Source organism: Enterobacter cloacae complex sp. IR5401, from assembly GCF_049238425.1.
GTDB lineage: Bacteria > Pseudomonadota > Gammaproteobacteria > Enterobacterales > Enterobacteriaceae > Enterobacter > Enterobacter hormaechei_C.
Genome location: NZ_JBMKHN010000001.1, coordinates 17,721 through 42,459 on the forward strand (window position 1 = coordinate 17,721; position 24,739 = coordinate 42,459).

Annotated in this window: 26 protein-coding genes; 19 read left to right on the forward strand and 7 right to left on the reverse strand. The window is 56.8% G+C overall.

The window, feature by feature from the left end; all coding sequences use genetic code 11:
- Positions 1-367 precede the first annotated feature (367 nt).
- From qseE to glnB, 4 genes are all read left to right on the forward strand, one after another.
- Positions 368-1,801 (forward strand): two component system sensor histidine kinase QseE/GlrK, encoded by a 1,434-nt coding sequence (gene qseE, locus ACOTX1_RS00085; protein WP_003860691.1) that lies wholly within the window; start codon positions 368-370, stop codon positions 1,799-1,801.
- On the forward strand, positions 1,798-2,550 hold the full coding sequence (gene qseG / locus ACOTX1_RS00090) for a two-component system QseEF-associated lipoprotein QseG (RefSeq protein WP_022651603.1): 753 nt from the start codon (positions 1,798-1,800) through the stop codon (positions 2,548-2,550). The genes qseE and qseG overlap by 4 nt, the downstream gene beginning before the upstream one ends.
- Positions 2,547-3,884: a two-component system response regulator GlrR gene (gene glrR, locus ACOTX1_RS00095; RefSeq protein ID WP_003860687.1), complete on the forward strand. Its 1,338-nt coding sequence runs from the start codon at positions 2,547-2,549 to the stop codon at positions 3,882-3,884. Before qseG ends, glrR begins: the two co-directional genes overlap by 4 nt.
- An 80-nt stretch (positions 3,885-3,964) precedes the next feature.
- Positions 3,965-4,303 (forward strand): nitrogen regulatory protein P-II, encoded by a 339-nt coding sequence (glnB, locus tag ACOTX1_RS00100; RefSeq protein WP_003860685.1) that lies wholly within the window; start codon positions 3,965-3,967, stop codon positions 4,301-4,303.
- A 76-nt stretch (positions 4,304-4,379) separates the two neighbouring features.
- On the opposite strand, the gene hmpA is transcribed toward glnB, so the two are convergent.
- Entirely contained in the window at positions 4,380-5,570 is a 1,191-nt protein-coding gene (gene hmpA / locus ACOTX1_RS00105) for an NO-inducible flavohemoprotein (protein ID WP_003860681.1), read from the reverse strand.
- Positions 5,571-5,874: 304 nt separating this feature from the next.
- Between hmpA and glyA the strand changes: the two genes are divergently transcribed.
- Complete coding sequence (gene glyA, locus ACOTX1_RS00110) at positions 5,875-7,128, forward strand: serine hydroxymethyltransferase (protein ID WP_003860678.1); 1,254 nt, start codon at positions 5,875-5,877, stop codon at positions 7,126-7,128.
- Between the two features lie 52 nt (positions 7,129-7,180).
- Here glyA and ACOTX1_RS00115 read toward each other — a convergent pair whose 3' ends face one another.
- A complete protein-coding gene (locus ACOTX1_RS00115) occupies positions 7,181-7,603 on the reverse strand; it encodes a DoxX family protein (protein WP_003860675.1) in 423 nt (140 codons plus the stop codon).
- A gap of 172 nt (positions 7,604-7,775) precedes the next feature.
- On the opposite strand from ACOTX1_RS00115, the gene ACOTX1_RS00120 reads away from it, so the two are divergent.
- Complete coding sequence (locus ACOTX1_RS00120) at positions 7,776-8,915, forward strand: 3-phenylpropionate MFS transporter (protein WP_023314658.1); 1,140 nt, start codon at positions 7,776-7,778, stop codon at positions 8,913-8,915.
- Here the strand turns inward: ACOTX1_RS00120 and csiE are convergent, their stop codons facing one another.
- Entirely contained in the window at positions 8,916-10,193 is a 1,278-nt protein-coding gene (csiE, locus tag ACOTX1_RS00125) for a stationary phase inducible protein CsiE (RefSeq protein ID WP_023314657.1), read from the reverse strand.
- A 125-nt stretch (positions 10,194-10,318) separates the two neighbouring features.
- Between csiE and ACOTX1_RS00130 the strand changes: the two genes are divergently transcribed.
- Positions 10,319-10,957, forward strand: coding sequence for a DUF1007 family protein (locus ACOTX1_RS00130; RefSeq protein WP_023314656.1), 639 nt, complete (start codon positions 10,319-10,321; stop codon positions 10,955-10,957).
- Positions 10,948-11,928 (forward strand): nickel/cobalt transporter, encoded by a 981-nt coding sequence (locus ACOTX1_RS00135; RefSeq protein ID WP_023314655.1) that lies wholly within the window; start codon positions 10,948-10,950, stop codon positions 11,926-11,928. The genes ACOTX1_RS00130 and ACOTX1_RS00135 overlap by 10 nt, the downstream gene beginning before the upstream one ends.
- A gap of 61 nt (positions 11,929-11,989) precedes the next feature.
- Here the strand turns inward: ACOTX1_RS00135 and suhB are convergent, their stop codons facing one another.
- Positions 11,990-12,793 carry an inositol-1-monophosphatase gene (gene suhB, locus ACOTX1_RS00140; RefSeq protein WP_003860668.1) on the reverse strand — a complete coding sequence of 268 codons (804 nt, stop codon included), beginning with the start codon at positions 12,791-12,793 and terminating at the stop codon, positions 11,990-11,992.
- A 132-nt stretch (positions 12,794-12,925) separates the two neighbouring features.
- On the opposite strand from suhB, the gene trmJ reads away from it, so the two are divergent.
- The 11 genes from trmJ to sseB all read left to right on the forward strand — a co-directional run bounded on the left by trmJ (position 12,926) and on the right by sseB (position 21,637).
- Positions 12,926-13,651 carry a tRNA (cytosine(32)/uridine(32)-2'-O)-methyltransferase TrmJ gene (gene trmJ, locus ACOTX1_RS00145; RefSeq protein ID WP_032634585.1) on the forward strand — a complete coding sequence of 242 codons (726 nt, stop codon included), beginning with the start codon at positions 12,926-12,928 and terminating at the stop codon, positions 13,649-13,651.
- Positions 13,652-13,867: 216 nt separating this feature from the next.
- On the forward strand, positions 13,868-14,359 hold the full coding sequence (gene iscR, locus ACOTX1_RS00150; protein WP_003860665.1) for a Fe-S cluster assembly transcriptional regulator IscR: 492 nt from the start codon (positions 13,868-13,870) through the stop codon (positions 14,357-14,359).
- A gap of 117 nt (positions 14,360-14,476) precedes the next feature.
- A complete protein-coding gene (gene iscS / locus ACOTX1_RS00155; protein ID WP_003860663.1) occupies positions 14,477-15,691 on the forward strand; it encodes a cysteine desulfurase in 1,215 nt (404 codons plus the stop codon).
- Between the two features lie 24 nt (positions 15,692-15,715).
- On the forward strand, positions 15,716-16,102 hold the full coding sequence (gene iscU, locus ACOTX1_RS00160; RefSeq protein ID WP_003860661.1) for a Fe-S cluster assembly scaffold IscU: 387 nt from the start codon (positions 15,716-15,718) through the stop codon (positions 16,100-16,102).
- Positions 16,103-16,115: 13 nt separating this feature from the next.
- Positions 16,116-16,439, forward strand: a complete 324-nt coding sequence (gene iscA, locus ACOTX1_RS00165; protein WP_003860659.1) for an iron-sulfur cluster assembly protein IscA — start codon at positions 16,116-16,118, stop codon at positions 16,437-16,439.
- Positions 16,440-16,515: 76 nt separating this feature from the next.
- Complete coding sequence (gene hscB / locus ACOTX1_RS00170; protein WP_003860657.1) at positions 16,516-17,031, forward strand: co-chaperone HscB; 516 nt, start codon at positions 16,516-16,518, stop codon at positions 17,029-17,031.
- Positions 17,032-17,045: 14 nt separating this feature from the next.
- On the forward strand, positions 17,046-18,896 hold the full coding sequence (hscA, locus tag ACOTX1_RS00175; protein WP_003860654.1) for a Fe-S protein assembly chaperone HscA: 1,851 nt from the start codon (positions 17,046-17,048) through the stop codon (positions 18,894-18,896).
- A 1-nt stretch (position 18,897) separates the two neighbouring features.
- A complete protein-coding gene (gene fdx, locus ACOTX1_RS00180; RefSeq protein WP_003860652.1) occupies positions 18,898-19,233 on the forward strand; it encodes an ISC system 2Fe-2S type ferredoxin in 336 nt (111 codons plus the stop codon).
- A gap of 1 nt (position 19,234) precedes the next feature.
- Entirely contained in the window at positions 19,235-19,435 is a 201-nt protein-coding gene (gene iscX / locus ACOTX1_RS00185) for a Fe-S cluster assembly protein IscX (protein ID WP_003860650.1), read from the forward strand.
- A 60-nt stretch (positions 19,436-19,495) separates the two neighbouring features.
- Positions 19,496-20,782, forward strand: a complete 1,287-nt coding sequence (gene pepB / locus ACOTX1_RS00190) for an aminopeptidase PepB (RefSeq protein ID WP_003860647.1) — start codon at positions 19,496-19,498, stop codon at positions 20,780-20,782.
- Positions 20,783-20,860: 78 nt separating this feature from the next.
- A complete protein-coding gene (gene sseB, locus ACOTX1_RS00195; protein WP_023314653.1) occupies positions 20,861-21,637 on the forward strand; it encodes an enhanced serine sensitivity protein SseB in 777 nt (258 codons plus the stop codon).
- 17 nt (positions 21,638-21,654) lie between these two features.
- On the opposite strand, the gene ACOTX1_RS00200 is transcribed toward sseB, so the two are convergent.
- The 3 genes from ACOTX1_RS00200 to ACOTX1_RS00210 all read right to left on the reverse strand — a co-directional run bounded on the left by ACOTX1_RS00200 (position 21,655) and on the right by ACOTX1_RS00210 (position 24,727).
- Positions 21,655-22,425, reverse strand: a complete 771-nt coding sequence (locus tag ACOTX1_RS00200; protein WP_003860643.1) for a MurR/RpiR family transcriptional regulator — start codon at positions 22,423-22,425, stop codon at positions 21,655-21,657.
- Positions 22,425-23,270: a 3-mercaptopyruvate sulfurtransferase gene (gene sseA, locus ACOTX1_RS00205; protein ID WP_003860641.1), complete on the reverse strand. Its 846-nt coding sequence runs from the start codon at positions 23,268-23,270 to the stop codon at positions 22,425-22,427. Before sseA ends, ACOTX1_RS00200 begins: the two co-directional genes overlap by 1 nt.
- A gap of 89 nt (positions 23,271-23,359) precedes the next feature.
- On the reverse strand, positions 23,360-24,727 hold the full coding sequence (locus ACOTX1_RS00210) for a 6-phospho-alpha-glucosidase (RefSeq protein WP_003860640.1): 1,368 nt from the start codon (positions 24,725-24,727) through the stop codon (positions 23,360-23,362).
- Positions 24,728-24,739 lie beyond the last annotated feature (12 nt).

Here is a 24,739-nt window from a genome sequence, read left to right on the forward strand (position 1 = left end):
TAGCGACACTTAGCCTGGAAATCATTCACCTGACAATCAATGCATTTTAATAATAAAACGATTATTAATCATAAGGATAGTATCAATTTTTGCAATCTGGCACGCGCGTTGCATAATAGTAACCAGTGGCTCATTCACCTTCTTATGTCAGCCCCTTCGGGACGTGCTACATAAACTTCGAATGACGCACAAAAAGGTGCCTGCCGTCCAACTACTGATTATTGCAATGCTTTATCAGGCCAGGGCGAAACGTCGAGTTAGGCACCGCCTTATTCCATGACAAAGCCGGGTTTTTACCCGGCTTTGTTGTATCTGAAGGGCAGACTCAGTTACGCTCTCCTCAAACCCGGATGATGAGAGTAATGTGTTGAAACGCTGGCCCGCTTTCCCTCGCTCCCTGCGACAGCTCGTTATGATGGCCTTCCTGCTGATCCTGCTACCTTTGCTGGTTCTGGCGTGGCAGGCATGGCAAAGCCTGAATGCGTTAAGTGCCCAGGCGGCCCTGACTAACCGCACCACGCTTATTGATGCCCGCCGTAGCGAGGCAATGACCAACGCCGCGCTGGAGATGGAGCGTAGCTATCGCCAGTACTGCGTGCTGGACGACCGTACGCTGGAGAGGGTCTATCAGAACCAGCGTAAACGCTACAGCGAAATGCTGGATGCCCATGCCGGGGTCTTGCCGGATGACAAACTCTATCAGGCGCTGCGTCAGGATCTGAACGATCTGGCGCAGCTCCAGTGCAAAAACAGCGGTCCTGATGCCGCCGCCGCCGCCCGACTTGAAGCCTTCGCGAACGCCAATACGGAGATGGTGCAGTCCACCCGTACGGTTATCTTTTCCCGTGGTCAACAACTCCAGCAGGAGATTGCCGAGCGCGGCCAGTTCTTCGGCTGGCAGGCGCTGGTGCTGTTCCTCGTCAGCCTGGGGCTGGTACTGCTCTTTACCCGCATGATCATCGGCCCGGTAAAGGGGATCCAGCGGATGATTAACCGCCTGGGGGAGGGCAAATCTCTCGGGGATACGGTTGTTTTTAAAGGCCCGCGCGAGCTGCGCTCGGTCGGTCAGCGCATCATCTGGCTTTCTGAACGCCTGGCGTGGCTGGAATCGCAGCGTCACCAGTTCCTGCGCCATATCTCACACGAACTCAAAACACCGCTGGCCAGTATGCGTGAAGGCACGGAGCTGCTGGCAGACGAAGTAGCGGGGCCGTTAACCCCTGAGCAAAAAGAGATCGTGGCGATTCTGGATGCCAGTAGCCGCAATTTACAAAAACTTATTGAACAACTGCTGGACTATAACCGCAAGCTGGCGGATGGTGCTGTGGTGCTTGAAAGCGTTGAGATTGAACCGCTGGTGGACATGGTGATCTCCGCCCATAGCCTGCCAGCAAGAGCTAAAATGATGCATACCCAGGTGGATCTCAATGCGCCATCATGCCTGGCAGAGCCGATGCTCCTAATGAGCGTACTGGATAATCTTTATTCCAATGCGGTGCACTATGGTACTGAATCCGGTACCATTTATATCAGAAGCAATAACAACGGTTCGCGGGTATTTATTGACGTAGCGAATACGGGAAGCCCGATTCCGGATGATGAAAAAACGATGATCTTTGAGCCCTTCTTCCAGGGGAGTCATCAGCGAAAAGGTGCGGTAAAAGGAAGTGGTCTGGGGCTGAGTATTGCCCGCGACTGCATACGACGCATGCAGGGTGAGCTTAACATCGTGAGTGATGAACGCGCCGATGTCTGTTTTCGTATCGAACTGCCTCTTGAGCCGGAAAAATCAATGAAATGAATAACAACCTGGTGAGTATGTCACACGTCTTTTACCGCGCACTGCGCGCGGTGTTTTCCAGCAAAAATGTGCGCCTCAGCCTGCCCTGCTTACTGCTGGCCGGCTGTGTAACCCATGCACCAAAAAGTGCGATTAGCCACAAACAGGAAGATAAATGGCCGCAAAAACAGCTGGCCGATTTCCTTTCAACACGTTGCGATGATATCTGGAGCCTGTCGGGGCGTGATGTTGAATCCAATCCGCTGTTCTGGCTGCGCGGAATAGACTGCGCCCAGCGACTGGCGCCCGCCGAGGCCCGTGCCCAGGCGGCGATGCTGATGGACGATACCTGGCAGGACGCGTTTAAACGCGGGATCGTGATGGCGGATGCCAGAATCACGCCTGTCGAACGCCGCGCCAACGTGACGCGGCTGGATACTTACGTGATCAATATTCCCCTCCAGGTGCGCCCGGTTTATCAGCTCTGGCGGGACGGACAAACCCTGCAATTACAGCTGTCCGAAGAGCGTTTCCGCTACAGCAAATTGCAGCAGTCAAGCGACAGCGAGCTTGATGCGCTTCGCCAGCAGCAGGAGTCGCTGCGCGAGCAGCTGGAAACCACCACCCGCAAGCTCGAAAATCTGACCGATATCGAAAGACAGCTCTCGACGCGTAAGCCGGCAGGCAGCTATCTGCCCGATGGGTCGAAAGGCAACTCTGCCACGACGCCAGACAGTGAGACGCCGAAACAAGAGGATGTGAAGCCATGACAAGCCGTAAACCTGCCCATCTGTTACTGGTGGATGACGATCCCGGGCTGTTAAAGCTGCTGGGGATGCGTCTGGTCAGCGAAGGCTACAGCGTGGTCACCGCTGAAAGCGGGCAGGAGGGGCTGAAAGTGCTCAGCCGCGAGAAAATCGATCTGGTGATCAGCGATTTGCGCATGGATGAAATGGATGGCCTGCAACTGTTCACGGAGATCCAGAAGCAGCAGCCCGGGATGCCGGTGATTATCCTCACCGCTCACGGATCTATTCCTGATGCGGTGGCCGCGACGCAGCAGGGGGTATTCAGCTTCCTCACCAAACCGGTGGATAAAGACGCCCTCTATAAAGCGATCGACAGCGCTCTTGAGCACGCGGCGCCATCCGGCGACGACGGCTGGCGTGAATCCATCGTGACGCGTAGCCCTGTGATGCTGCGCCTGCTGGAACAGGCGCGGATGGTAGCGCAATCCGACGTTAGCGTGCTGATCAACGGCCAGAGCGGGACCGGGAAAGAGATCCTGGCCCAGGCGATCCACAACGCCAGCCCACGCAGTAAAAATGCCTTTATTGCCATCAACTGTGGCGCGCTGCCGGAACAACTGCTTGAGTCTGAGCTCTTCGGCCATGCCCGCGGCGCCTTTACCGGCGCGGTGAGCAGCCGTGAAGGGCTGTTCCAGGCGGCAGAGGGGGGCACGCTGTTCCTTGATGAAATTGGCGATATGCCCGCGCCGTTGCAGGTCAAACTGCTGCGCGTGTTGCAGGAGCGGAAAGTGCGTCCGCTTGGCAGCAACCGCGATATCGATATCAACGTGCGCATTATTTCCGCTACCCATCGCGATTTACCCAAGGTGATGGCGCGCAACGAGTTCCGCGAAGATCTCTACTATCGACTGAATGTCGTCAACCTGAAAATCCCGGCGCTGGCCGAGCGTGCGGAAGATATCCCGCTGCTGGCAAATCACCTTTTGCGCCAGGCCGCTGACCGCCACAAACCATTCGTGCGCGCGTTCTCCACCGATGCGATGAAACGCCTGATGACAGCAAGCTGGCCGGGCAACGTACGCCAGCTGGTGAACGTGATTGAGCAGTGCGTGGCGCTGACGTCATCGCCGGTGATCAGCGATGCGCTGGTGGAGCAGGCGCTCGAGGGGGAAAACACGGCCTTACCGACGTTTGCGGAAGCGCGAAACCAGTTCGAGCTGAACTATCTGCGCAAGCTGCTGCAAATCACCAAAGGCAACGTAACCCATGCGGCGCGCATGGCCGGGCGTAACCGTACCGAGTTTTATAAATTGCTCTCACGCCACGAGCTGGAAGCGAACGATTTTAAAGAGTAATACCGCAAAATTCGCCTGAATATGATACTGTGAGCAACCGATTACGAGGCTGCTTACTGGCAAGAGTTTAAGGACCCACCATGAAAAAGATTGATGCGATTATTAAACCTTTCAAACTGGATGATGTACGTGAAGCGCTGGCAGAAGTAGGCATCACCGGGATGACCGTAACTGAAGTGAAAGGTTTTGGTCGTCAGAAGGGCCACACCGAGCTATACCGTGGCGCAGAGTACATGGTGGACTTTCTGCCGAAAGTGAAAATCGAGATCGTGGTAAGCGATGATATCGTCGATACCTGTGTGGATACCATCATCCGCACGGCGCAGACCGGTAAAATTGGCGACGGGAAAATCTTCGTCTTTGACGTGGCGCGCGTGATCCGTATCCGTACCGGCGAAGAAGACGACGCGGCGATTTAAAAAAGATTTGGTAGGCCGGGTAAGGCGCAGCTGCCACCCGGCGAAAAAAAAGCCCCTCGTTGAGGGGCTTTTTGCATTACAGCACTTTATGCGGGCCGAAACATTCGTAATGAATGTTGTCTTTATTCACGCCCAGGTCGACCAGCTGCTTCGCGGCATACTGCATAAACGCTACCGGCCCACAAACGTAGAACTGCATCCCCGGTGCGCTGAACGCCCCTTCATGCTGCCCTAAATTCATCAGGCCTTCGCTGTCGAAACGAGCCGCTGCGCGGTCGGCTTCCGTGGGTGAACGATACCAGGTATGCGCGGTAAAGTGTGGCAGACCCGCTCCCAGCGCTTTCACTTCGTCCGCAAAGGCGTGAACATCACCGTTCTCCGCCGCGTGGAACCAGTTAACCTGCGCGCTGTGGTTTGCTTTCGCCAGCGTATCCAGCATCGCCAGCATTGGCGTCTGACCCACGCCTGCGGAGATAAGCGTCACCGGGGTATTCGTTTCAACGGCCATAAAGAAATCGCCCGCCGGTGCCGCCAGATGGACCACGTCGCCCACGCTGGCTTCGTTATGGAGCCAGTTGGATACCTGACCACCTTCCTCACGTTTAACCGCAATGCGATAGCCTTTGCCGTCTGGCTTGCGGGTCAGGGAGTACTGGCGAATCTCCTGATGCGGGAAGCCTTCAGGCTTCAGCCAGACGCCCAGATACTGGCCCGGCTGGTAATCGGCAACTGGCTGACCATCAACTGGCTCAAACTCAAAGCTGGTGATCAGTGCGCTGCGCGGGGTTTTCTCAACGATGCGGAAGGCGCGCGTGCCTTCCCAGCCGCCATTCTTGCTGGCGTTTTCGCTGTAGATCTGTGCTTCACGGTTGATGAATACGTTTGCAAGTACGCCATAGGCCTTCCCCCAGGCATCCAGTACTTCCTGGCCCGGGCTGAACATTTCGTCCAGGGTCGCCAGCAGGTGACTGCCGACGATGTTGTACTGCTCAGGTTTGATCTGGAAGCTGGTGTGCTTCTGCGCGATTTTTTCCACCGCAGGCAGCAGAGCCGGCAGGTTTTCGATGTTGCTGGCATAGGCGGCAATAGCATTAAACAGCGCTTCGCGCTGATCGCCGTTACGCTGGTTGCTCATGTTGAAAATCTCTTTGAGCTCCGGGTTATGCGCGAACATGCGATCGTAGAAATGGGCGGTCAGTTTAGGACCCGTTTCAACCAGCAGGGGGATTGTGGCTTTCACGGTAGCGATGGTTTGGGCGTCGAGCATAGCAGCTTCCTTCTGATGTTACTTTAATGATGTATTTTATATGCATCTTATAAAAATACCCCTGCAATGTAAATGGTTCTTTGCATCGTGAAAAATATGCATCACAAAGCTGAAAAGAAATCCGTTGAAAATGGTGAGAGCTTTATTGCTCAAACCCTTGCGTGGCGTGGAGGTAAACGTTTGCGTAAAATCGTTTGTCAAGACCTGTTATCGCAGAACTATTCAGTTATACTGTTGCCCGTCGTCCAACAGGACTGCCTTTTCAGGCCAAAAATTTACTTGTTAGCTGAGTCAGGAGATGCGGATGTTAAAGCGTGAAATGAACATTGCCGATTATGATGCCGAACTGTGGCAGGCTATGGAGCAGGAAAAAGTACGTCAGGAAGAGCACATCGAACTGATCGCCTCCGAAAACTACACCAGCCCGCGCGTGATGCAGGCGCAGGGTTCTCAGCTGACCAACAAATATGCTGAAGGTTATCCGGGCAAGCGCTACTACGGCGGTTGCGAATACGTTGATATCGTTGAGCAGCTGGCTATTGACCGTGCGAAAGAACTCTTTGGCGCTGACTACGCTAACGTCCAGCCGCACTCTGGCTCTCAGGCTAACTTCGCTGTTTATACCGCGCTGTTGCAGCCGGGCGATACCGTTCTGGGTATGAACCTGGCGCAGGGCGGCCACCTGACTCACGGCTCCCCGGTTAACTTCTCTGGCAAACTGTACAACATCATCCCTTACGGTATTGATGAGTCCGGTAAAATTGACTACGAAGACATGGCGAAGCAGGCCAAAGAGCACAAGCCGAAGATGATCATCGGTGGCTTCTCTGCTTACTCCGGCATCGTTGACTGGGCAAAAATGCGTGAAATCGCTGACAGCATCGGCGCGTACCTGTTCGTCGACATGGCGCACGTTGCCGGTCTGATTGCCGCTGGCGTTTACCCGAACCCGGTTCCACATGCGCACGTTGTGACCACCACCACCCACAAAACCCTGGCGGGTCCACGCGGTGGGCTGATCCTGGCGAAAGGCGGTGACGAAGAGCTGTACAAAAAGCTGAACTCCGCCGTATTCCCAAGCGCCCAGGGCGGCCCGCTGATGCACGTTATCGCCGCGAAAGCCGTCGCGCTGAAAGAAGCGATGGAGCCAGAGTTCAAGGTTTATCAGCAGCAGGTTGCTAAAAATGCCAAAGCGATGGTGGAAGTGTTCCTGAATCGTGGCTACAAAGTGGTCTCCGGCGGGACTGAAAACCACCTGTTCCTGCTGGACCTGGTTGATAAGAACCTGACCGGTAAAGAAGCTGACGCAGCCCTCGGCCGCGCCAACATCACCGTGAACAAAAACAGCGTGCCAAACGATCCGAAGAGCCCGTTCGTGACCTCCGGTATCCGTATCGGTTCTCCGGCCGTAACTCGTCGTGGCTTTAAAGAAGCGGAAGTAAAAGAGCTGGCGGGCTGGATGTGTGACGTTCTGGACAACATCAATGACGACGCGGTTATCGAGCGCGTTAAAGGTAAAGTGCTGGACATCTGCGCACGCTTCCCGGTGTACGCATAATTCTCTGCGTTGCAGAACTGAAAAAGGCCGCTCATGCGGCCTTTTTTATGGGCTAACGTCGATCGAGGGAGATGGCCCCCGGCCCGGTAATCGCCAGCAAAATAAATGCGCCAGCGATACTCACATTTTTGTAGAAGTTAATCATATTTGGCAGGACCGCATCGCCCGTCATATCCCAGTAGTGGTGACCAATCACCGCCGTTCCCAGCGTATAGAAGACAAAGATCACCGCGAGAGGGCGGGTGAAAAAGCCCAGCACGATTAGAATCGCGGCGGGGACTTCCATCACCACCGCAATAATCGCGGCCAGCATGGGCATGGGGGCGCCGAGCGACGTCATATACTGAACGGTACCGCTAAACCCCGTCAGCTTGGGATAACCGAAAATAATAAACAGGACCACGATAGCAATGCGGGCAATTAAAAGCAGGAGAGAACGAGAGGAGCCGAAATCGAAATAACGTAAGCTGTTCATGGCAAACGACCTCTTCAGGCGATGTCTTATAAACGTAATACAGTTTTACCGCTCTCGCCATACGCTGTCCGGCTGGTGATGATGTTAATTTTTAGTTAATTTATAGCGCGCTAACGACTTGCTAAAGTCAGGGATTAACGCCAGACTATCGCCTCCATTTCGGGAGGGATTCATGGTCTTGCATTCCACGCGCTGGCTGGCGCTCAGCTATTTCACCTATTTCTTTAGTTACGGTATTTTTCTGCCTTTCTGGAGCGTCTGGCTCAAGGGAATTGGTCTGACGCCTGAGACCATTGGCATCCTGCTGGGCGCGGGGCTGGTGGCACGCTTCCTGGGTAGTCTGCTGATTGCGCCCCGCGTCAGCGATCCCTCCTTACTGATTAAAGCGGTGCGAATTCTGGCCCTGTTGACGCTGGTCTTTGCCGCCTGCTTCTGGGTTAGCCACCAGTTTGCCTGGCTGATGGTGGTAATGGTTGGCTTTAATCTGTTCTTCTCCCCGCTGGTGCCGCTGACGGATGCCCTGGCGAACACCTGGCAAAAGCAGATCACCATGGACTATGGCCGCGTGCGCCTGTGGGGATCGATTGCCTTCGTGATCGGCTCTGCGCTGGTCGGGAAACTGGTCAGCCTCTATGACTATCGTGCCATTCTGGCGCTGCTAACGCTCGGCATCGCCTCAATGCTGCTCGGTATGTTGCTGCGTCCGTCGGTGATGCCGCAGGGCGAAAGCCGCCATCAGGAGAGCGCCGGCTGGCCCGCCTGGCGCTCGCTGGTGGCGCAAAGCTGGCGTTTCCTGGCCTGCGTCTGTCTGCTTCAGGGGGCGCATGCGGCATATTATGGCTTCAGCGCCATCTACTGGCAGGGGGCGGGTTACTCGGCTTCTGCGGTAGGCTACCTGTGGTCGCTCGGCGTGGTGGCGGAGGTTATTATCTTCGCGCTGAGCCAAAAACTGTTCCGTCGTTTCGGGGCGCGTGACCTGCTGCTGCTTTGCGCCGTGTGCGGCGTGGCACGCTGGGGCATCATGGGCTGGACGACGGAGCTGCCGTGGCTGATTGTGGCGCAAATTCTGCACTGCGGAACCTTCACCGTCTGCCATCTGGCGGCGATGCGCTACATCGCGGCGCGAGAGGGTGGGGACGTTATTCGTCTTCAGGCGGTCTATTCAGCGGTGGCGATGGGCGGCAGTATTGCGGTGATGACCGTATTTGCCGGTTTCCTCTATCAGCACCTGGGGCACGGTGTGTTCTGGGTGATGGCGCTGGTCGCTTTACCGGCCATCGTTATTCGCCCTAAAGTCGCTGCTCGCACGTAACTACGATTCGAGCATTACGCGAATGTGTTCCTGCTGCTGCGTGTTCAGGGTCTCAACGGCATGAATGAGCGGCGGCGAGAACAGCGGCAGGGCGGTTGGATAAGGCGTAATAACCAGCGCCGCCTCGCGGGGCGCGCCCTCCTTCTTAAACGCCTCCAGGCTAAGATAACGAATATTGAGCGGCAGCAGCGTCAGCTCGCGAAGCTGCTGCTCAATTAACTCTTCACAGGCTTTATTTTCCCCCGTTAACAGGACCACCTGTTTTTCATGCAGATCGGTCTCCTGCATCAGCCAGGCACCAAAAATCACCGCCACCAGAGCCATCTCTTCACCGGAGAATCGCAGACCAAATTCGGCTTCCAGCTCAGACAGCGCCTCTTTAGTGGTGCGCAGCAGCCGGGGGTATAAACGGTGGATCTCTTCCGGCAGACTGTTGTCGATGCCGATGTCAAACAAGGAGCGGTCTAGCGCCTGAGCCAGATGGATATAAAGCTGATCGGTCAGACCTTGCTCATCGCTGAAGTTCATCCCGGTTTGTGCCCGGAAACGGGCAATCATACGCACGATGGCGCGACGCAGGCGCTGATCCTGCTGGTGTTTATCCATCACCGGGTCGGGTGTGCGAAGCATCATAAACAGCAGCGCCAGGAACAGCTGTTCATCGCTGTGCGTTCCCTGCGGGACGCGCCGTTTCCAGTGGCGGACAATTTCCTGCGCCGTAAAGTATTCCCCTCGGGACTGCGTCCAGCTGCGCTGAACGGGCGAAAACTCCGGCGTATTGCCCAGATGATGCTGAATCAGACAATATTGCAGATAGAGCTGTAAAAATTGTACGTCGCGGGACTCAAACTGGCGCTGAAGCTTGCGCGCACAAAAGTTGATAAGCGCCCGAAGGTTCGCATCGTCATAAAGCGGGCGGGCAATGCCGTGCTGTTTGAGCGCGGTTTTTAAGGCAGGGGTAAACTGTTGGGCGACAAAATGTGGACAGAGCCGAAGCGCCCTGCGCAGCCAGTGCAGCAGGCACAAACGTTGATTAAGGGCGGAACCCTCAATTCGGTAGCAGCCATCATGGTGCGTGACGATATCAAGCCGATGATAGCGCTGGATTTCATCGCGCGTCTCGGCTATATCTTGCCGTGCCATGACGTCGTCCACGCCGTTGGCAGCGATTATGCTCTGTGCGGTGACGGCAGCATCGGGCAGGTAAAGCATCAAAAGCACCTGGCAGCGGCGCTGCGAACTGGAAAGCACAGATGGAATTTCAAGCGTCGTCATCATCTGTCGGGTATCCAGTGTGAATGTTTGATAAGAATAGCTAAAGGATGGGCGCTGAAAAGCGCACCGGCAGGCCTTTCACTCAGGATTGCTGGCGAACATCACAGAATTTTTGACGTGAGGAACAGATGCAAATAGTTAAACAAAGCGCGGTAGCGTTATTTTTGGCGGTTTTCACTTTCGCCGCCGGCGCACATCCTCATAGTTTTATCAGCCTGAAAACCGAACTGGTGACGGACGGCACGCAGCTCAGTGGCCTGAAGATGCACTGGACGATGGATGAAATCACCTCCGCCGACCTGCTGTACGATGCCGGAAACGCAAAGCCCGGCGATGAGATCTGGAAAAAGCTGGCGGCGGAGGTGATGGCCAACGTGCTGGGTCAGCACTACTTCACCGAGTTCTGGCACAACGGACAAAAGGTGAAATTTCTTAACCGTCCCACGGAGTACGGCATGACCCGCGAAGGTCATCAGGCGGTGCTGACGTTCGTGCTTCCGCTGGCGCATCCTCAGCCGCTGGCCGGGCAGAAGTACACGTTTTCCACGTTTGACCCTACCTACTATGTCGATATGCGCTATGACAAAGACAGCGACGTACGGCTGCCGGACGCGCTGCAAAAAAGCTGCAAAATTGGCGTGCACACCCCTAAACCCAGCGAAGAGACGCTGAACTTTGCGATCTCGCTGGATAAAGCAGATGCCCCGCCTGAGGACATGGAGCTGGGTAAACAGTTCGCGCAGGAGGTGACGTTACAATGTCAGTGATCTCCTCTCCCGTCAGTAAGCCGCGTCGCTGGCTGCACCTCTGGCCTCTGGCGCTCTTTTTGTTGTTAGCGGTTGGCGGCGCGCTCTGGCTGTGGCAGGCATGGCCGCAGGTGATGGTGAAAAGCGTCCTCTGGCAGCGGGAAGTTAATCAGCAGATGAGCGTGCTGCTGAAAGCCGTGGCGGAAAATCCGACCAAAGCGGGCGGCGCTCTTCTGGCGTTCAGCTTTATCTATGGCGTGCTGCATGCCCTGGGGCCGGGGCACGGCAAAATTGTCATCACGACCTGGCTTGCCACGCATCCGTCGAAGCTGAAATCGAGTATCGGCCTGACGCTGGCTTCTTCTTTACTTCAGGGCGGTGTGGCGATTGCGCTGGTCGTGGTCGTCCTCTCGCTGCTACAGCTGCCGGCTCGCCAGCTGCATATGAGCAGCTTCTGGCTGGAGAAGGGGAGTTACGCGCTGGTAGGCGTGCTGGGGTTGATCCTCTGCTGGCGGGCGCTGAAAAAATTGCGCGCGTTGCTGCAAAAACCAAAATTCAAAGCCTTTACGCCGCATCACGTTCACCATGAAAACTGCGGGTGCGGGCATCAGCATCTGCCGACGCAGGAACAATTACAGAATGGTGACGACTGGCGTGCGCGTCTGATGATTGTGCTCTCAATGGGGATGCGTCCGTGCTCGGGCGCAATCATGGTGCTGTTGTTCAGCAAAGTGACAGGCGTATTTGGCTGGGGCATGCTCTCGGCGCTGGCGATGGCGGCGGGAACGTCTCTGACGATCTCTTCGTTAGCCCTGCTGGTGCACAGCTTCCGTCAGCTGGCGGTAAAACTCAGCGGCAATAAAACGCCGGTATTGTGGCGACAGGTTGGCTGGACGACGCTGGCGCTGGCGGGCGGGGTGATTCTGCTGGTGGCTGCGGTCACGATGTGGATGAGCGCGGTGCCGGTGGGAAGGGGGTTGCGGCCTTTCTAGCCGTACCTGAGGCGTGTTGTAAGCCCGGTAAACGTAGCGCCACCGGGCTTAACAGACTGAATTAACGCTTCAGCGCATCGCTCAGTTCATCACGCATGTTTGCCAGCATGGCTTTAACAACGCGCGGGTTACCAGCAACGATGTTGCCGGTAGACATATAGTTATGGCCGCCGGTGAAGTCGCAAACAATCGCGCCAGCTTCACGTGCGATCAGCTCGCCCGCCGCAAAGTCCCACGGTTTCAGTGACAGCTCAAAGTAACCGTCAACGCGGCCGGTCGCCACGTAGGCCAGATCCAGTGCAGCAGAGCCGGTGCGACGGAAGTCCGCGCATTCGGTGAACAGCTTGCCCAGGATATTCATATAGGTGGTTGCGTGCTGCTTCGCCTTGAACGGGAAGCCGGTCGCCAGAATCGTGCCGTCCAGATCGCGTGCATTGCTGCAACGCAGACGGTAGCCGTTCAGCTGCGCGCCCTGACCGCGGGTCGCGGTGAACAGTTCGTTACGCATTGGATCGTAAACAACGGCGACTTCAGTACGGCCTTTGATGCGTACTGCGATAGACACAGAGAAGTGTGGCAGGCGTTTGACGAAGTTGGTGGTGCCATCCAGTGGATCGATAACCCATTGAACATCCTGATCGGTACCTTCATGTTCACCGCTTTCTTCGGTGATGATGGTGTGCTGCGGGTAAGATTTGCGGATCGTTTCGATAATAATCGCTTCTGCGGCTTTATCGACGTTCGTCACGAAATCATTGCTGCCTTTCTGGCTGGTTTCTACGGAGTCTGGGGTTTCGTAGTGTTTGGCAATTACATTACCCGCCTTGCGCGCTGCGCGCACGGCGATGGTCAGCATCGGATGCATCGGTCTCTCTCACTGGATGTTAAAGAACAGGAAAATCGGCGCAGAGTATAGCAGCGGGATCGGATTATGTCTCTCGTTTATGATAATATGCCCGAATATTCTTCAGACACTGAGTCCAGACATCTAAAAATTATGCTGCAAAACATTCGAATCGTGCTGGTCGAAACATCGCACACCGGCAACATGGGCTCTGTGGCCCGCGCTATGAAAACCATGGGCTTAACGAACCTGTGGCTGGTTAATCCGCTGGTGAAACCAGACTCTCAGGCTATTGCTCTGGCGGCCGGCGCCAGCGACGTGATCGGGAATGCGCAGATCGTGGACACCCTGGACGAAGCCCTGGCCGGTTGCAGTCTGGTGGTGGGGACCAGCGCGCGCTCCCGTACGCTGCCCTGGCCGATGCTGGACCCGCGCGAATGCGGCCTGAAAAGTATCTCAGAAGCGGAACAGGCGCCGGTTGCGCTGGTGTTTGGTCGTGAACGCGTTGGCCTGACCAACGAGGAACTACAGAAGTGTCACTACCACGTGGCGATTGACGCCAATCCGGAATACAGCTCGCTGAACCTGGCGATGGCGGTGCAGGTCATTGCCTACGAAGTGCGCATGGCATGGCTGGCGACGCAGGAGAAACCGGTCGAACCTAAAGAAGAGACGGCCTACCCGCTGGTGGACGATCTGGAGCGCTTCTACGGTCATCTGGAGCAGACGCTGCTCTCAACCGGCTTTATCCGTGAAGGCCACCCGGGTCAGGTGATGAACAAGCTGCGCCGTATGTTCACCCGCGCCCGCCCGGAAAGCCAGGAGCTGAACATTCTGCGCGGGATTCTGGCGTCGATTGAGCAGAAGAACAAAGCGTAGTGTCGATTTCCCCCTCTCCCCGTGGGAGAGGGCTGGGGTGAGGGCATCAGGCCGCACCTATATTATGAAGGCACAGAAGGTTAAATACCTGACTAAAACAGTCAAGTAAATAGTTGACCAATTTAGTCAGGAATGTCAGACTTGGCCCTGCTATGCAATACCCCCATTTTACAATAAAAAACCCCGGGCAGGGGCGAGTTTGAGGTTAAGTAAGACATGAGACTGACATCTAAAGGGCGTTATGCCGTGACCGCGATGCTGGACGTTGCGCTCAACTCCGAAGCGGGCCCGGTTCCGTTGGCTGATATTTCTGAACGACAAGGGATCTCCCTCTCTTACCTGGAACAGCTGTTCTCCAGACTGCGTAAAAATGGACTGGTGTCCAGCGTTCGTGGCCCGGGCGGCGGTTATCTGCTGGGTAAAGACGCGGGCAGTATTGCGGTTGGTGAAGTGATTAGCGCGGTTGACGAATCCGTTGACGCGACCCGTTGCCAGGGTAAAGGCGGCTGTCAGGGCGGCGATAAATGCCTGACCCACGCGCTGTGGCGCGATCTGAGCGACCGTCTGACCGGCTTCCTGAACAACATCACCCTCGGTGAGCTGGTGAATAACCAGGAAGTTCTGGATGTCTCTGGTCGTCAGCATAGTCAGGATTCACAGCGCAGCACCCGCACGCAGGACGCCATCGACGTTAAACTGCGCGCGTAATTAAAAAGATAAGTATTCAGAATCAGGCCGGGGTGGTCACACCCCGCGTACTCGGTCGTACATCCAGCCGGTTGCCTGATTCCTTGCATTGAAGCGATGTACGGAGTTTATAGAGCAATGAAATTACCGATTTATCTCGATTACTCCGCAACCACGCCGGTGGACCCGCGTGTTGCCGAGAAAATGATGCAGTGTCTGACCCTGGACGGAAACTTTGGTAACCCAGCTTCCCGTTCACACCGTTTTGGCTGGCATGCTGAAGAGGCGGTTGATATCGCCCGTAATCAGATTGCTGACCTGGTCGGTGCCGACCCGCGTGAAATTGTTTTCACCTCCGGTGCGACCGAATCCGACAACCTGGCGATTAAGGGTGCAGCCAACTTTTATCAGAAAAAAGGCAAGCACATCATCACCAGCAAAACCGAACACAAAGCCGTGCTGGACACCTGCCGTCAGCTGGAGCGTGAAGGGTTCGAAGTCACCTATCTGGCGCCACAGAGCAACGGCATTATCGATCTGAAAGAGCTCGAAGCGGCGATGCGTGATGACACTATTCTGGTCTCCATCATGCACGTCAACAACGAAATCGGCGTGGTACAAGACATCGCGACCATCGGCGAAATGTGCCGCGCGCGCGGTATCATCTACCACGTGGACGCGACCCAGAGCGTGGGCAAACTGCCTATCGACCTGAGCCAGCTGAAAGTGGACCTGATGTCCTTCTCCGGTCACAAAATCTATGGTCCGAAAGGTATCGGCGCGCTGTACGTTCGTCGTAAGCCACGTATCCGCATCGAAGCACAGATGCACGGCGGCGGTCACGAGCGCGGCATGCGTTCCGGTACGCTGCCTGTTCACCAGATCGTGGGCATGGGCGAAGCCTACCGCATTGCAAAAGAAGAGATGGAAACCGAGATGGCACGCCTGCGCACGCTGCGTAACCGTCTGTGGGACGGCGTGAAAGATATGGAAGAAGTGTATCTGAACGGCGATCTCGAGCAGGGCGCGCCGAACATCCTCAACGTCAGCTTCAACTATGTTGAAGGCGAGTCGCTGATCATGGCGCTGAAAGACCTGGCCGTTTCTTCCGGCTCTGCCTGTACCTCTGCAAGCCTGGAGCCATCCTACGTGCTGCGCGCGCTGGGTATGACTGACGAGCTGGCACACAGCTCTATCCGTTTCTCTTTAGGTCGTTTTACTACCGAAGAAGAGATTGACTACACCATCAAGCTGGTTCGTAACTCCATCGGCCGTCTGCGCGACCTTTCTCCACTGTGGGAAATGTTCAAGCAGGGCGTGGATCTGAACAGCATTGAATGGTCACATCACTAATCGGTACATAAGGAGAATTCAATCATGGCATACAGCGAAAAAGTCATCGATCATTACGAAAACCCGCGCAACGTTGGCTCTTTTGACAACAGCGACGAATCTGTTGGTAGCGGCATGGTCGGTGCACCAGCATGTGGCGACGTGATGAAGTTGCAGATCAAAGTCAACAATGAAGGTATCATTGAAGACGCGCGCTTCAAGACCTACGGCTGCGGTTCTGCTATCGCGTCCAGCTCCCTGGTCACCGAATGGGTGAAGGGCAAGTCTCTGGACGAAGCACAGGCAATCAAGAACACGGATATTGCTGAAGAACTCGAACTGCCGCCGGTGAAAATTCACTGCTCAATTCTGGCAGAAGACGCGATCAAAGCCGCCATTGCGGATTACAAAAGCAAACGTGAAGCAAAATAATTGAGGTTTGAGTATGTCGATTACCCTTAGCGACAGCGCTGCCGCGCGAGTAAGCTCTTTTCTGGCGAACCGTGGTAAAGGCTTTGGCCTGCGACTGGGCGTACGTACCTCCGGCTGTTCTGGTATGGCTTACGTACTGGAGTTTGTTGACGAACCGGCGTCTGATGACACCGTGTTTGAAGACAAGGGCGTGAAGGTGGTGGTCGATGGCAAAAGCCTGCAATTCCTCAACGGCACTCAGCTGGACTTCGTAAAAGAAGGCCTGAACGAAGGGTTCAAATTCACGAACCCGAACGTCAAAGACGAGTGTGGTTGCGGCGAAAGCTTCCACGTTTAACCGCGCGTCATCCGAAACCCCACCGTGGCTTTGCTACGCGTGGGGTTTGTTCTAACAGGCTACCCCTGAGATTGTTATGGATTACTTCACTCTCTTCGGACTACCCGCTCAATACCCGATCGATCTCCAGGCGCTGACGGTCCGTTTTCAGGATCTCCAGCGTCAGTACCATCCGGATAAATTCGCCAGCGGGACGCAGGCAGAGCAACTGGCTGCGGTATCACACTCCGCCACCATCAACCAGGCCTGGCAAACGCTGCGTCATCCGCTGGCGCGTGCAGAATATCTGCTCTCGCTTCACGGTTTCGATCTGGCGAGCGAACAGCATACCGTGCGCGACACCGCCTTTCTGATGGAACAACTGGAGCTGCGCGAAGAGCTGGATGAAATTGAACAGGCTAAAGACGAAGCGCGCCTGGAAAGCTTTATCACGCGCGTAAAGGGTATGTTCGATACCCGCCATCAGCAGATGGTGGAGCAACTGAACAACGAGACCTGGGACGTGGCGGCAGACACTGTGCGCAAACTCCGTTTTCTCGATAAACTGCGAAGCAGTGCTGAACAACTCGAAGAAAAGCTGCTCGATTTTTAATTTCGGAAGCAATTATGGCCTTATTACAAATTAGTGAGCCTGGCTTAAGTGCCGCACCGCACCAGCGTCGTCTGGCGGTCGGTATTGACCTGGGCACCACCAATTCCCTCGTGGCGACCGTGCGCAGCGGCCAGGCGGAAACGCTGGCTGACGAGCAGGGGCGCCATCTGCTGCCTTCTGTAGTCCACTACCAACAGCAGGGTCACGCGGTCGGGGTTGATGCCCGCGCTAACGCCGCGCGCGATCCGGCCAATACCATCAGCTCGGTTAAGCGCATGATGGGCCGCTCGCTGGCTGATATCCAGACCCGTTACCCGCATCTGCCGTATCAGCTACAGGCCAGCGAAAACGGCCTGCCGATGATCGCGACGTCAGCCGGTTTGCTGAACCCGATTCGCGTTTCTGCTGACATCCTTAAAGCGCTGGCGGCACGCGCCACGGCGACGCTCGGCGGCGATCTGGACGGCGTGGTGATCACCGTTCCGGCCTATTTCGACGATGCACAGCGTCAGGGCACCAAAGACGCCGCGCGTCTGGCGGGCCTGCACGTGCTGCGTCTGCTGAACGAACCGACGGCGGCGGCGATTGCCTACGGCCTCGACTCCGGTCAGGAAGGGGTGATCGCGGTCTACGATCTGGGCGGCGGCACCTTTGATATTTCTATCCTGCGCCTGAGTCGCGGCGTGTTCGAAGTGCTGGCGACCGGCGGAGATTCCGCGCTCGGCGGCGATGACTTCGACCATCTGCTGGCAGATTACATCCGCGAGCAGGCGGGCATCAGCGATCGCAGCGATGCGCACGTGCAGCGTGAACTGCTGGATGCGGCCATCGACGCCAAAATCGCCCTGAGCGATGCACAGTCCGTCAGCGTGAACGTCGCAGGCTGGCAGGGTGAGATTACCCGCGATCGGTTCAGCGAACTGATTGCGCCTCTGGTTAAGCGTACCCTGCTGGCCTGCCGTCGCGCATTGAAGGATGCAGGCGTTGAGGCTAACGAGGTGCTGGAAGTGGTCATGGTTGGCGGCTCAACCCGCGTGCCGCTGGTACGCGAGCGCGTGGGGGAATTCTTTGGCCGCACGCCGTTGACCTCTATCGACCCGGACAAAGTGGTTGCCGTCGGCGCCGCTATCCAGGCCGATATCCTGGTCGGCAACAAGCCGGACAGCGAAATGCTGCTGCTGGACGTCATCCCGCTGTCTCTGGGTTTAGAAACCATGGGCGGCCTGGTGGAGAAAGTCATTCCGCGTAACACCACCATTCCGGTGGCGCGCGCGCAGGAGTTCACCACCTTCAAAGACGGCCAGACCGCGATGTCCATCCACGTGATGCAGGGCGAGCGTGAGCTGGTGCAGGACTGCCGCTCTCTCGCGCGCTTTGCGCTGCGCGGAATTCCAGCGCTGCCTGCGGGCGGGGCGCATATTCGCGTCACCTTCCAGGTGGATGCGGACGGCCTGCTGAGCGTCACGGCGATGGAAAAATCGACCGGTATCGAGTCGTCTATTCAGGTTAAGCCGTCCTACGGCCTGACCGATGGCGAAATCGCCTCCATGATTCAGGACTCAATGAGCTACGCCGAGCAGGATGTGAAGGCGCGTATGCTGGCGGAACAAAAAGTTGAAGCCGCACGCGTGCTGGAAAGCCTGAACGGCGCGCTCGCTGCCGACGCCGCGCTGTTAAGCGCCGCTGAGCGCCAGGTGATTGACGACGCTGCCGCGCGCTTAAGCGCCGTGGCCGAAGGCAATGACGCTGACGCGATAGAAGAAGCCATTAAAAACGTTGATAAACAAACCCAGGACTTCGCTGCTCGCCGCATGGACAAATCTGTCCGCGTCGCGCTGAAAGGCCAGTCCGTGGACGAGGTTTAATATGCCAAAGATTGTAATTTTGCCTCATGCGGACCTCTGTCCGGATGGCGCTGTTCTGGAAGCGAAGACCGGTGAAACCATTCTCGATGTAGCCCTGCGTGCAGGTATCGAAGTGGAACACGCCTGTGAAAAATCCTGTGCCTGCACCACCTGCCACTGCATCGTGCGTGAAGGTTTCGACTCTCTCGCCGAGAGCACCGAAGACGAAGACGACATGCTGGATAAAGCATGGGGTCTGGAGCCAGACAGCCGCTTAAGCTGCCAGGCCGCGGTGACCGATGAAGATCTGGTCGTGGAGTTCCCACGCTACACCATCAACCACGCACGCGAGCATTAATATGGGACTGAAGTGGACAGACAGCCGTGAAATCGGCGAAGCGCTCTACGACGCGAACCCGGATCTCGATCCGAAGACCGTACGATTCACCGACATGCATCAGTGGATCTGCGATTTAGAGGATTTCGACGACGATCCCAACGCATCCAATGAAAAAATTCTGGAGGCGATTCTGTTAGTCTGGTTAGATGAAGCAGAATAAATAACAAAACGGGCTGCCTTCAGGCGGCCCGTTTGCTAGTTGCTAATAAGGAAAAATAAAATGACCGAAGCGATGAAGATTACGCTCTCGAATCAGCCTGCCGACGCGCGCTGGGGCGAGAAAGCCACCTACAGCATTAATAACGACGGCATTACCCTGCACCTGACGGGCAACGATGATTTGGGCCTGATCCAGCGCGCCGCGCGTAAGATTGACGGCCTTGGCATTAAGCATGTGTCGCTGGAAGGGGAAGGTTGGGACACCGACCGCAGCTGGGCGTTCTGGGCAGGCTACAAAGGGCCGAAAGGCACCCGTAAAATTGAGTGGGCGAACCTCGACGAAGCCGGTCAGAAAGAGCTGGAAAGCCGCCTGAACATTATCGACTGGGTGCGCGACACCATTAACGCACCGGCGGAAGAGCTGGGGCCGGAACAGCTGGCGCAGCGCGCCGTTGACCTGCTGTGCGGTGTGGCGGGCGAAAAGATGTCCTACCGCATCACTAAAGGGGAAGACCTGCGCGAGCAGAACTACATGGGTATCCACACCGTGGGCCGTGGCTCAGAGCGTCCTCCGGTCCTGCTGGCGCTGGATTACAACCCAACCGGCGACAAAGAAGCCCCGGTCTTTGCCTGTCTGGTCGGGAAAGGCATCACCTTCGACACCGGCGGCTACAGCCTGAAGCAGAGCGCATTCATGGACTCCATGAAGTCCGACATGGGCGGCGCGGCGACCATTACCGGCGCGCTGGCCTTCGCCATCACCCGCGGCCTGAACAAGCGCGTGAAGCTCTACCTGTGCTGCGCGGACAACATGGTGAGCGGCAACGCCTTCAAGCTGGGCGACATCATTCGCTACCGCAACGGTAAAAACGTTGAGGTGATGAACACCGACGCCGAAGGCCGTCTGGTGCTGGCCGATGGTCTGATCGACGCCTCTGCGCAGAAGCCGGAGCTGATTATCGACATGGCGACCCTGACCGGCGCGGCGAAAACTGCCCTGGGTAACGACTATCACGCCCTGTTCAGCTTCGACGACAAGCTGGCCGCTCGCCTGCTGGCCAGCGCGGCGGCGGAAAACGAACCGTTCTGGCGTCTGCCGCTGGCCGAGTTCCACCGCAGCCAGCTGCCGTCTAACTTCGCCGAGCTGAACAACACCGCGAGCGCAGCGTACCCGGCGGGGGCAAGCACCGCAGCAGGCTTCCTGTCTCACTTCGTTGAGAACTACCATGAAGGCTGGCTGCACATTGACTGCTCCGCAACCTACCGTAAAGCGGCGGTTGAGCAGTGGTCTGCGGGTGCGACCGGTCTGGGCGTGCGTACCGTAGCGAACCTGCTGACGGCTGAGTAATGCTCTTTGCCCTCACCCTAACCCTCTCCCCATGGGAGAGGGCAGGGGTGAGGGGGAAATTCGACATCTGGAATTGTTATGTCAGAAACCAAAAACGAATTAGAAAACCTGTTGGAGCAGGCGGCGACCGAGCCCGCCCACCGTCCGGCCTTTTTCCGCACGCTGCTGGAATCCACCGTCTGGGTGCCGGGCACCGCAGCGGAAGGGGAGCAGGTTGTCGAAGACAGCGCGCTGGATCTGCTGCACTGGGAGAAAGACGACGGCACGTCGGTGATCCCGTTCTTTACTTCGCTCGAGGCCTTGCAGGAAGCGGTAGAAGACGAACAGGCGTTCGTGGTGATGCCGGTGCGCACGTTGTTCGAAATGACCCTGGGGCAGACGCTGTTCCTCAACGCCAAACTGCCGACCGGGAAAGAGTTTACTCCGCGCGAAATCAGCCACCTGATTGGTGACGAGGGCAACCCGCTCAGCACTCAGGAGGTGCTGGAAGGGGGCGAAACGCTGCTGCTGTCTGAAGTGGCCGAGCCGCCCGCGCAGATGATTGACTCCCTGACCACGCTGTTTAAAACCATCAAGCCGGTGAAACGCGCGTTCCTCTGCTCCATCAAAGAGAGCGCTGACGAAAAGCCTGTTCTGCTGATAGGGATCGAGGCTGACGGCGATGTTGAGGAGATCATCCAGGCGGCGGGAAGCGTGGCAACCGACACCCTGCCGGGCGATGAGCCGATTGATATCTGTCAGGTGAAGAAAGGTGAGAAGGGGATCAGCCACTTTATTACCGAGCACATCACTCCGTTCTACGAGCGTCGCTGGGGTGGCTTCCTGCGCGATCTCAAGACCAACCGCATTATCTGATTACGGCGGGGTGATCTTCACCCCGTTGCTTCCAGCAGCAGTAAATCCATCAGCAGCACCAGATTCGACTCAAACGACGTCACACCTGCGGCTTCGGCGGCGAAATGTACCGCTTCGTCATAGAGAGCAAAATGCACGTCCGCCATACCCGCCAGCGTATTGGCCGACGCGCGGGTAAACGCGACGATCGTCATGCCGACGTTTTTGGCGATCCGCGCTTTATCCAGTACCTGCTCCGTTTCGCCGCTGCGTGAAACGGCAATAAACACCTGATAGCGCGCGGCGTTGCTGAGAAAAATATTCCGGCTGTCTCCCGCCCCGGAGATGAAGGCCGTTTTTCCCAGCACCTGCAACTTCTTGGTCAGGTACTCGGCAAAAAGGTACGAAAACCCGGCACCGTAGAGAAAGAAGCTCTCTTTCTGGCGCAGCAGGCTGGCAAACTGCTGGCGTTTGTCCTGAGTGACCCACTGGAAGGTCTGCTGATAGTTGGCAACGAACCGGGTAAAAAGCGCGGGCATTTCCGCATGTTGCTCAGGCTGTACGGTGATATGCGGCGTGTCAGAAAGCAGCTGCTTGCAGTGCCAGATAAACTCGCTAAAGCCGCTAAACCCCAGCTTCTGGCACAGCCGCATAATCGTCGCGGTAGAGACAAATGTCGCCTGCGCCAGCTCGCGCACCGTGATGTTGCCCACCAGCAATGGATGCTCAGTGAGGTGGGCGAGGACGCGATACTCCGCGCGGGTCAGCGACGACCCGCGCGTTAACAGCGTTGCCAGGCGGTTATCCATTATTTCGCCGGTTCAACCGGCAGATCGTCTCGTGCACCCCATTCACTCCAGGCGCCGTCGTACAGGGTCACGTCATTTGCGTCAAGGGTTGCCAGCGCCAGGATCACCACGCAGGCCGTTACGCCGGAGCCGCAGCTGGCAATAACCGGACGATGCAAATCCACGCCCTGACGTTCAAAAATGGCACGCAATTCATCGGTGGTTTTCAGCTCGCCTTCAAACACCAGATCGCCCCACGGCACGTTCAGCGCCCCCGGGATATGGCCGCGTTTCAGTCCCGGTCGCGGCTCGTCCGCTTCTGCGTTGAAACGTGGAGCGGGACGCGCATCGACGATTTGCGCCGTGTTTTCGTGGCTCACGACCAGCACGTCGGTCAGGCGCTTGACCACATTAGCGTCAAACGTGGCATCAAATTCCCCTTCCGGCAGCGTGACGTCACCCTGCTGAAGCGGTAGTTCGTCGCGCTTCCAGCCTGCAAGTCCGCCCGCCAGAATCGATACCTTTTCCACGCCGAAGTTTTTCAGCATCCACCACGCTCGCGGCGCGGAAAACAGATTACCTTCATCGTAAACAACAAGATGTTTATCTTTGCTGATGCCCAGCTCGCGCATCGCCACGGAAAACGCTTCCGGGCGAGGTAGCATGTGCGGCAGGGAAGAGGTGTGATCGGAGAGGGCTTCGATATCAAAAAATACCGCGCCAGGCAGGTGCCCTGCCCGGTATTCAGCGGGAACGTCACGATGCTCCTGGCCCGGAGGGGCCATGCGCGCGTCGATAATCTGAACTTCCGGGTCGTCGCCGTGCTCAATCAGCCAGTCGGCAGCGACAAAATATGAGGTGGACATGGTTGCCTCCATTCTTTTCCGTAAAAAAGGATTGTCGGTGTTTTTTCTGACACCGACAAGCTCACCACGTTCAACTCGCGAGCAAGCCCCTATTTTTTCACCGCTTCACCGTCCTGCCAGGCCTTTTGCAGCGCAGGCCAGTAGTCGCGGTTGGCTTCGATCATCTCATCCAGAATCGCTTTCGCGTGCTCCATGGTCGGCACGGTGCGGTTCAGAGTGAACGCCTGCAACGCTTTCTCGTAGCTGCCTTCGATGGTTGCCTCAACCAGCAGCTGTTCAGAGGCCAGCTGCTGTTGCAGGAGCGTCTGGTGGAACAGCGGCACCTGACCCACGCGGACGGGCTCCGGCCCTTCGGAGGTGATATAAGCAGGCACTTCCACCACCGCATCGTACGGCAGGTTGGTAATCGCCCCGCGGTTTTCCACCATCACCAGATGGCGGCTTCGCAGGTTGAACGCCAGCGAACAGGCGACGTCAACGATAAATTCACCGTGGACGCCCACGTGGAAGGCATCCGGTAAAATTCCGGTGCGTTGATATTCTTCGGCGGCGGCGAACAGCTTTTTCTCGCGCCCGTTCATCACTTCGTTGGCGCGGGTATAGTCCGGGTTTTGATGCTCCACAATCTGGTTCGGCATCAGGTAGTACTGTAGATACGGGTTCGGCAGGTACTCCGGGAAGTTATCCATAATCGGCTTGATATTGCGCCAGGTTTTCACCCACGACGGATCGGAATGCTGCGGATCGGTTTTAGCCGCATCTTCCGTCAGCAGGCCAAACTTCGCGATATGCTTACGCAACTCCGGGAGCTTGTCTTCGCCGTCCACCAGCACGCGGGTAAACCAGCCGAAGTGGTTCAGGCCGAAGTAGTCCACTTCCAGTTTATGACGATCCACGCCCAGAATGGCGCCCATATTGCGCATCGCGGCAACCGGCATATCGCAGATGTTCAGCACCCTCGCGTTCGGACGCAGGCGGCGCACGCCTTCCGCGACGATCGCCGCCGGGTTGGAGTAGTTCACGATCCAGGCTTTCTCGTGCGCGTAGCGATCGACCAGATCGATAAGCTCCACCATCGGCAGGATCGTGCGCAGGCCATATGCCAGCCCGCCGGGCCCGCAGGTCTCCTGGCCCACCACGCCGTGACGCAGCGGGATCTTCTCATCCTGCTCACGCATTTTGTACTGGCCGACGCGCATCTGGGCGAAGACAAAATGCGCGCCGCTAAAGGCCACTTCCGGGTCACTGGTGACGGTAAATTTGATGCTCTGGCTGTGGTCGCGAATAACCTTCTCCACCACGGGCGCGATGGTGTTCTGGCGCGCCTCGTCAATGTCATACAGGCGGATCTCTGCCAGAGGGAAATCGTGCAGACGCACCATGAGGCTTTTCACAATACCTGGCGTGTAAGTGCTACCGCCGCCGGCAATCGACAGAATAAATGGGGGTGTAAACATCTTTAGCTCCTT